Origin of the sequence: Streptomyces sp. NPDC059002, from assembly GCF_042740435.1 — a bacterium.
In the GTDB taxonomy this organism is placed as follows: Bacteria; Actinomycetota; Actinomycetes; order Streptomycetales; family Streptomycetaceae; genus Streptomyces.
In genome coordinates this window covers 51,860-58,639 of record NZ_JBHYJI010000021.1, presented here as the reverse complement: position 1 = coordinate 58,639, position 6,780 = coordinate 51,860, and the positions used below count along the sequence as shown (strand labels likewise).

The 6,780-nt window shown below is 72.6% G+C and carries 2 protein-coding genes; one reads left to right on the top strand and one right to left on the bottom strand.

Annotated features, from left to right (window positions below; genetic code table 11):
• Positions 1-487: 487 nt before the first annotated feature.
• Positions 488-3,067, bottom strand: a complete 2,580-nt coding sequence (locus tag ACFWZ2_RS20525) for a hypothetical protein (RefSeq protein ID WP_384547600.1) — start codon at positions 3,065-3,067, stop codon at positions 488-490.
• 266 nt (positions 3,068-3,333) lie between these two features.
• Between ACFWZ2_RS20525 and ACFWZ2_RS20520 the strand changes: the two genes are divergently transcribed.
• Entirely contained in the window at positions 3,334-6,414 is a 3,081-nt protein-coding gene (locus tag ACFWZ2_RS20520) for a tetratricopeptide repeat protein (RefSeq protein ID WP_384547598.1), read from the top strand.
• The last annotated feature ends 366 nt before the right edge of the window (positions 6,415-6,780 follow it).

The following is a 6,780-nucleotide window of genomic DNA, read 5'->3' as shown; positions in this document are numbered from 1 at the left end:
CGGGGCCTCCCGTGGCGGGGGGTCCGCGACGACGTCCACTTGTGGGCGGATCCGGACACCTCGGCCGGGGCGTGCTTCGCAGAGTGCGCCGATGTCCTGGTGGCCCGGACGCCCCTGCGGCGGGCGGCGGCCCGGTGCCGTGCGGGCCGGCTGCTCGCGCGGCATCCGGGCTGCCTCGTCGCCGTCGTCCCCGACGCCGGGGCGGGCTACGCGGTCGCCGCGCGGGACGGGACCGCCGTCTCCTTGCCGACCGGTGACCCGTCCCTGTCCCCTTCCCTGTTCCCGCCCCTGCCTCCGTCTCCGTCCCCGCCCCCGCACGCCGTCGCGTCGGCCGTGCACGCCTGGGTGGCGTCGGGCGGGTCGCTGGGGGCGCTGCGGTCGGTCGGTGCCTGGGCGGGCGGGTCGTGTCCGGTCGGCGTGTGGGGTGGGCCGTGTTCGGCCGGTGCGCGGGGCGCGCCCTGTCCGGTCGGGGCGCGGGGCAGCCGCGTCAGAGGTGTCGCAGCCGCTCGTCCACGCGTTCCGCGTCGCTCGGGTTGAGGCGGCGGAAGAGCTCCCGGGCGGCCTCGTAGCAGCGGCGGGCCTCGTCCGTGTCGCCCCGCGACGCGGCGGCCTGTCCGAGCCACTCCAGGCTTCGGCCCTCCCAGTGCGCCGAGCGTGCGCCGCCCGTGCGGAACCTCGACCGGGCATCGCGCAACCGCCCCGTGCCGCCCTCGTGATCGCCCTCCTCGGCCAGGACATGGCCGAGGAGGGCGAGCGCACGGGCCGCTTCGTACTCCTCGCCGAGGGCCGTCAACTCCTCGTGCGCGCGCCGCAGATGACCTGCCGCCGAGCCCAGGGCGCCGCCCGCGAGGGCCGTCTCGCCGAGCCGGGTGCGGGACAGCGCGGCGCCGCGCAGGTAGCCGATCGACTCCCGCAGGCGCAGGGCGTGTTCGAAGTGCTCGCGGGCCTCGTCGAGCCGCCGCGCGAGCAGACTGATGTGCCCGAGGCCGTTGATGGCCTGCGCCTGCTGCCGTACGTCGCCGTCCGCCGTGGCGTGTTCGAGGGCCTGCCGGTACCAGTCGGCCGCCTCCTCGTACCGCCCCGCGTCGCGCAGCCCGATCGCGCCGGAGGTCAGCATGCGGCCCTCGCCCTGCCGGGAACCGCTCCTGCGGGCCGCTTCGAGGCCGATGCGGTGCGCCTCGATCCACATCGCGGAGGGTCTGAGCCTGAGGAAGAGCGGCCAGGCGAGGTCCGCGAGGCGCCAGCAGGAGGTGTGCCAGCCCGCACGCGCGCAGTGCCGCAGCGCGCCCATCAGGCCGTTGCGGTGGGCGTCCAGCCAGGCCAGCGCCTCGTCGGGGCCTTCGAGCGGGGTGGGCGCGACGCCCGGCGCGGGCAGGTCGTGGCCCGGCAGGGGGTGGCTCGGCGTGAGGATGCGTTCCGCGGCGGCCGCGGTGGCCAGGCACCAGTCGACGTACCGCCGCAGTGTGTGCGCGCGCTGCGCGGGGCTCTCCTCCGCCTCGCCGACGCGGCGGGCGTGGGGGCGTACGAGGTCGTGGAAGCGGTAGACGCCGGGGCCGGTCTCCTCCAGGAGGTTCGCCTCCATGAGGGCGTCGACGGACATCTCGACGGCCGTGGTGCCTGTCGCTTCGCCGCCCGTGCCGGGGTCCCCGCCCGTGCCGGGGTCCCCGCCCTTGCCGGGGTCCCCGCCCGCGTCGCCCGCGACGGCGGCCAGCAGGTACGCGTCGTAGCGGTCCGTGGGCAGCAGGCCGAGGCGCCGGTAGAGCCGCGCGCCGTCGGGCGGCAGCAGACCGTAGGACATGTCCAGTGCCGTACGCATCACTGCCTCCCCGTCGACGCGCAGGGTGTCCAGGGACCCCTGCCCCTGGGACAGGCTCTCCGCGAGAGCCGCCACGGAACGGTGCGGGCGGGCCGCGAGCTGCGCGGACGCCAGACAGACCGCGAGGGGCAACCGGCCGCACAGCGTGACCACTTCGCGGGCGGCCGCAAGGTCGCGCTCGACGCGTCCGCCGCCCGCCCCCATCGCCAGGAGCTCGACCGCGGAGTCGGCGGGCAGCGCGGCGAGCCGGTGCACGGACGCCCCGTCGACCCGCAGCCCCGTGAGGTCGTTCCTGCTGGTCACGACGGTGAGCCCGGTCGGCGCGCCGAGCAGCAGCGGACGTACTTGCGCGGCCGTGAACGCGTTGTCCAGGAGTACGGCGATGCGCAGGCCCGACGTCAGCGTGCGCCACAGGGAGACCCGGCCCGCGACGCTCGACGGCACCGAGGGGGCGCCCAGCGCGAACAGGAAACCCTCCAGGACGGTGGCGGGGGCGACAGGGCCGCGGCCCGCCTCCCCCTCGCCTTCCCCCGCACCCTCGCCTGTGCTGCTTCCGAGATCGGCGTAGAGATGCCCGTCGGGGTAGCTGCTCGCGTTCCTGTGCAGCCAGCGCGAGGCGAGGCTGGTCTTGCCGACCCCGGCGAATCCGCTGACGACCACGAGCGGGGCCGCGTGCGCCGCCCGTCGCGCCCGCATGCCGTCCAGGACCCGCAGATCGCCCTCGCGGTCCACGAACCGGGTGCGTACGGGCGGCAGTTGGCGGGGGACGGGGAGCCGGTGGTGGCCGGGGGCGGTGTCGGGCGCGGGCGGCTGGTGGAAGTGGACGTCGCCCTGGATGTGATGGGCCTGGACGGTCGGGCCGTGGAGTGCGGCGGAGCCGCTGATGACGTTCGCGGCGGTGGCGGTGTCGGAGACGGTGGTGGCGGTATCGGAGACGGCGGCGGGCGGCGCCGGTGATGCGGTCGGGGGCGGGCCCGGTGCGTACTGCCGCAGCCAGTCCGCGAGCGCGTGCCGCGTCGCCGCGTCGCGGGCCGCCAACTCCTCCAGGGCCATGGCGAGTTGTCGTAACTCCGCGCTGGCCGGTCCCTGTGGTGGCGGCCAGCGCGGAGCCAGGGCCAGCGCCGGGTCCGCCGCCGCCGCGTCCCGTACGACTCGGTCCAGCGCGTGCCAGGCGGCGGATTCCCGGTCGGAACCGCACGCGACCATGGCCGACAACAGCGCTTCCGCTCCGCCGGATTGTGGGACTGGCACGAATGTGGCCCCCTTCTCGACCGCCCGATCATGTCGGCCGCCTGTGCACGCGGAATGCTGCTTCTTCGGCTTCTTCGGCTTCTTCGGTCTCTCCGGTTTCTTCGGTGCGCTGGAGAGTCACTCCCCACTCCGGCCGACAAATGAACAGAAGCATTCGTGCGTCGTTCAGTTTCGGACTTAAGCGGGGCAGATATGGCCAGTACGACAGGTCCATGTCACTCTCGAACACCCGGCCAGGAGAGGGCCGGACCGGCGGGAGGACGCTGGTGGAATTCGAGATCCGACTTTCAGGACCGGTCGAGGTACGAGCCGCCGGCCGGCGCGGTGACATCGGTTCCACCAAGACCCGCCTCGCCTTCGCCGCCCTGGCCTGGGACGCGAGCCGCACCGTCGGCATGGACACCCTGATCCGCCGGATCTGGGACGAGGACCCCCCGGTCAAGGCGCGGGAGGCCCTGCACGCCCATGTGTCCAGGATCCGCAAGGCCCTGCGGATCGTGGGAGGTGCGGCCCCCGCGGTCGTCAGCCGCACCAACGCGTACGTGATGGACGTGGACCCCGACCGGGTCGACCTGCGCAGCTACACCAGCTGCGTCGACCAGGCCCGCTCCCTCAAGGACAGCAAGGACGACGACGCCGCCCTGCGCCTGCTCGACCACGCCGACACCCTCTGGCGCGGCGAACCCCTGGCCGGGATCACCGGCTCCTGGGCCGAGCACCTGCGCGCCACCGTCGCCGAGAGCAGCCTCGCCGCGGCCATGCTGCGCGCCGACATCCTCATGCGGGCGGGGAAGTTCACCGAGGCCGTACCCGTCCTGCTGCCCCTCGCCGACGACCACCCCGTCGACGAGGCGCTCGCCGAGCACCTGGCCATCGCCCTGTACGGCAGCAGCCGCACCGCCGAGGCGACCCGGCTGCTCCAGCGCACCCGGCAGCGCGTGGTCCGCGACATCGGCCTGGACGCGGGCCGCCGACTGCGCCGCGTCCACCAGGGCATCCTCTCCGCGACACCCGCGAAGGCCCTGCTCGACCACCACGGAACCGGCAGGCAGCAGCCCGCCGGGCGGCCCCGCGGCGTCCCGGACAATGTGCCGCGCGACATCCCCTGGGTCGGCCGCCACGACGAACTGCGCCGCCTCACCGCCGCCCTCTGCGAAGGAAACGGCACATCGGCCGCGGTCGTCACCGTCGAGGCCATCGACGGCATGGGCGGCGTCGGCAAGACCGCCCTGGCCGTCCATCTCGCGCACCGGCTGCGGGACCGCTTCCCGGACGGCCGCCTCTTCCTGCACCTCGGCGGGCACGCCTCCGACCGGGACCCGCTCACCGCGGCCCGCGCCCTCACCGAACTCCTGCGCCTGCTCGGCGTGCCGCCCATGGAACTCCCGCAGAACCTGGACGAGTTGGTCTCCCTCTGGCGGGCCACGGTCCGCGACCGGCGCATGATCGTGATCCTGGACGACGCCGCCGACACCGGGCAGGTCGGGCCGCTGCTCCCCGGCGAATCGCCGACGGCGGTCGTGGTGACGAGCCGCAGGCGGCTTCCCGGCCTGCCGGGCGTGCGCCCGGTGTCCCTCGACGTCCTGCCGCGCGACGACGCGGTCGCGCTCTTCCTGCGGCGCGTCGACGGACGGTGCGTGACCCGCGAGCCGGAGGTCGAGGAGATCGTCCGGCTCTGCGGTCATCTGCCCCTGGCCATCGAGATCGCCGCGAGCCGACTGCTCTCCCGGCCCTCATGGACCACGTCCGACCTGCTCGACCAGCTGACCGCGGGCGGCGAGCACCTCTCCGAACTCCACGACGGGGAACGGACGGTGCGGCACGTCTTCGAACTGTCGAGCCGCGCCCTGACCGCCACCCAGCGCCTCGTCTTCCGCCGCACGGGCCTGCACTTCGGCGTGGACTTCGCCCCGCACGCGGTGGCGGCCCTGGCCGGTCTCCCCGTCGGCACAACCGAGCGAATACTGGAAGAACTCCTCTCCCAACACCTCATCTCCGAACCTTCGCCGCATCGATTCACCATGCACGATCTCCTTCGTGAGTACGCGCGTTCGCTCTTCGATGACGAAAGCGGAATCCCCGGCGAGGTCGCACCGGAAGGCGAATCCCGGCTGGCAGTACGGCGGTTGGTGGATCACTACATCCATGTTGCGGACCGCGCCGACCGGCTCGCCTATCCCTTCCGCTCGCGCATTCCGCTCGACACGGACGGACTTTCCGTACAGACAGGTCCGGAGTTCAACGACGCGCACACCGCCGAACGATGGTTCATGACCGAGAGCGCCAATCTGCTGGACGTTCTCGACTGGATTCGACAGAACGCGTCGGAACGTCAACTCGCCCTGGCGGTCCATGCATTGGCCGGATTCCTGGACATGGAAGGCCACCTGGGCACGGCCGCACCCCTGCTGCGCCGGGCCGCGGACCACTGGCGCGCCGTCGGCGACCACGCGGCCGGGGCGCGCGCCCAGCTCGACCTGTCCGCCGTGCACACCCACAGCGGTCAGTACGAGGAGGGGATCGCGGCCGCCCGCGAGGCCCTGGACATCGCGCGGGACCTCGAGGACGCCGAGCTGGAGAGCGAGGCCATCCACCAGCTGTCGATCCCGCTGTGGCAGACGGGCCGGTACGCCCTGGTGCGCTCGCTCCAACAACACTCCCTGACTTACCTACTGCAAACAGGGAAGACCCTCCAGGTGGCCCGCACCCACAACCTTCTCGGCATAGCCCACCTCCACCTGGGACAGCACAAGGAAGCAATCGAATGCTTCCTCTCCGCCCTCTCCGGCTTCACGAAAGAGGGCGACGACAGAGGCAGATATCGCACCCTGAACAATATGGCGGAGCTGTACCGAAAGAACGGCGATCCAAAAGCCGCGGAAAGGTCTTACAGAGAAGCCATCGAATTGTCGAACGGCATGGGCAGCAGGGGCGATCACGCCACCCTCCAGATGAATCTGGCGAACGTCCTCACCACCCTCCACAAGCCGGAAGAGGCACTCGCCCTCTACGGAAAGGCCCTGCCCGTACTGCGCGGCGTGGGCGACCGCCTCGGCGAGGGAATCGCCCTCAACGGCATCGGCAGGGCCCACCGGATCGCGGGCCGCGGCGAACAGGCCCTGCCCCAGCATGTCGCCGCGCTGGCCGTGGTCCGGCACATCCGCGCCGAGGGCGAAATCGCGGACGTCCTCTACGGCCTGGCCCGCGTCGAACTCGACACGGGGCGCAGGGCGCAGGCCGTCGCGCACCTGGAGGAGAGCCTGTCGATCTGCCGGCGCATCGGGGCGCGCGCGGAGGAGGCGAGGGCGTCGCGGGAGCTGGGGCGGCTGCGTGGGCGCGGGTATTGACACGGTGTGCCGAGAGTTACGCGCGTAACTGTCCCCGGGTGCCGCATACCCGGAATCCTGGGCCATAACTTGCCTGTACCGCTACCGGGGTCTGTAGCATCTGCTCTCGTCGGGCGATCACCTGGATGTCGAATCTTCGTGGCGATCCGGCATGCCCTCATCGTTGAGAAATGCCAATTCAGGCGAGGAGTCTTCCTAGGTGACGTACAAGCAAGACGGTGGGCCCGGTCGTCGCAGGTTCACCAAGCTCCCCGCGGTGCGAGTTGCCATCGCAATCGCTTCCATCGGGCTCGTGTGCATGGCGTACTCCGTCATCCCTGACGGCGTGCGCCCGGACAGGACGACCGCCTGACGGACCCCCGCGAC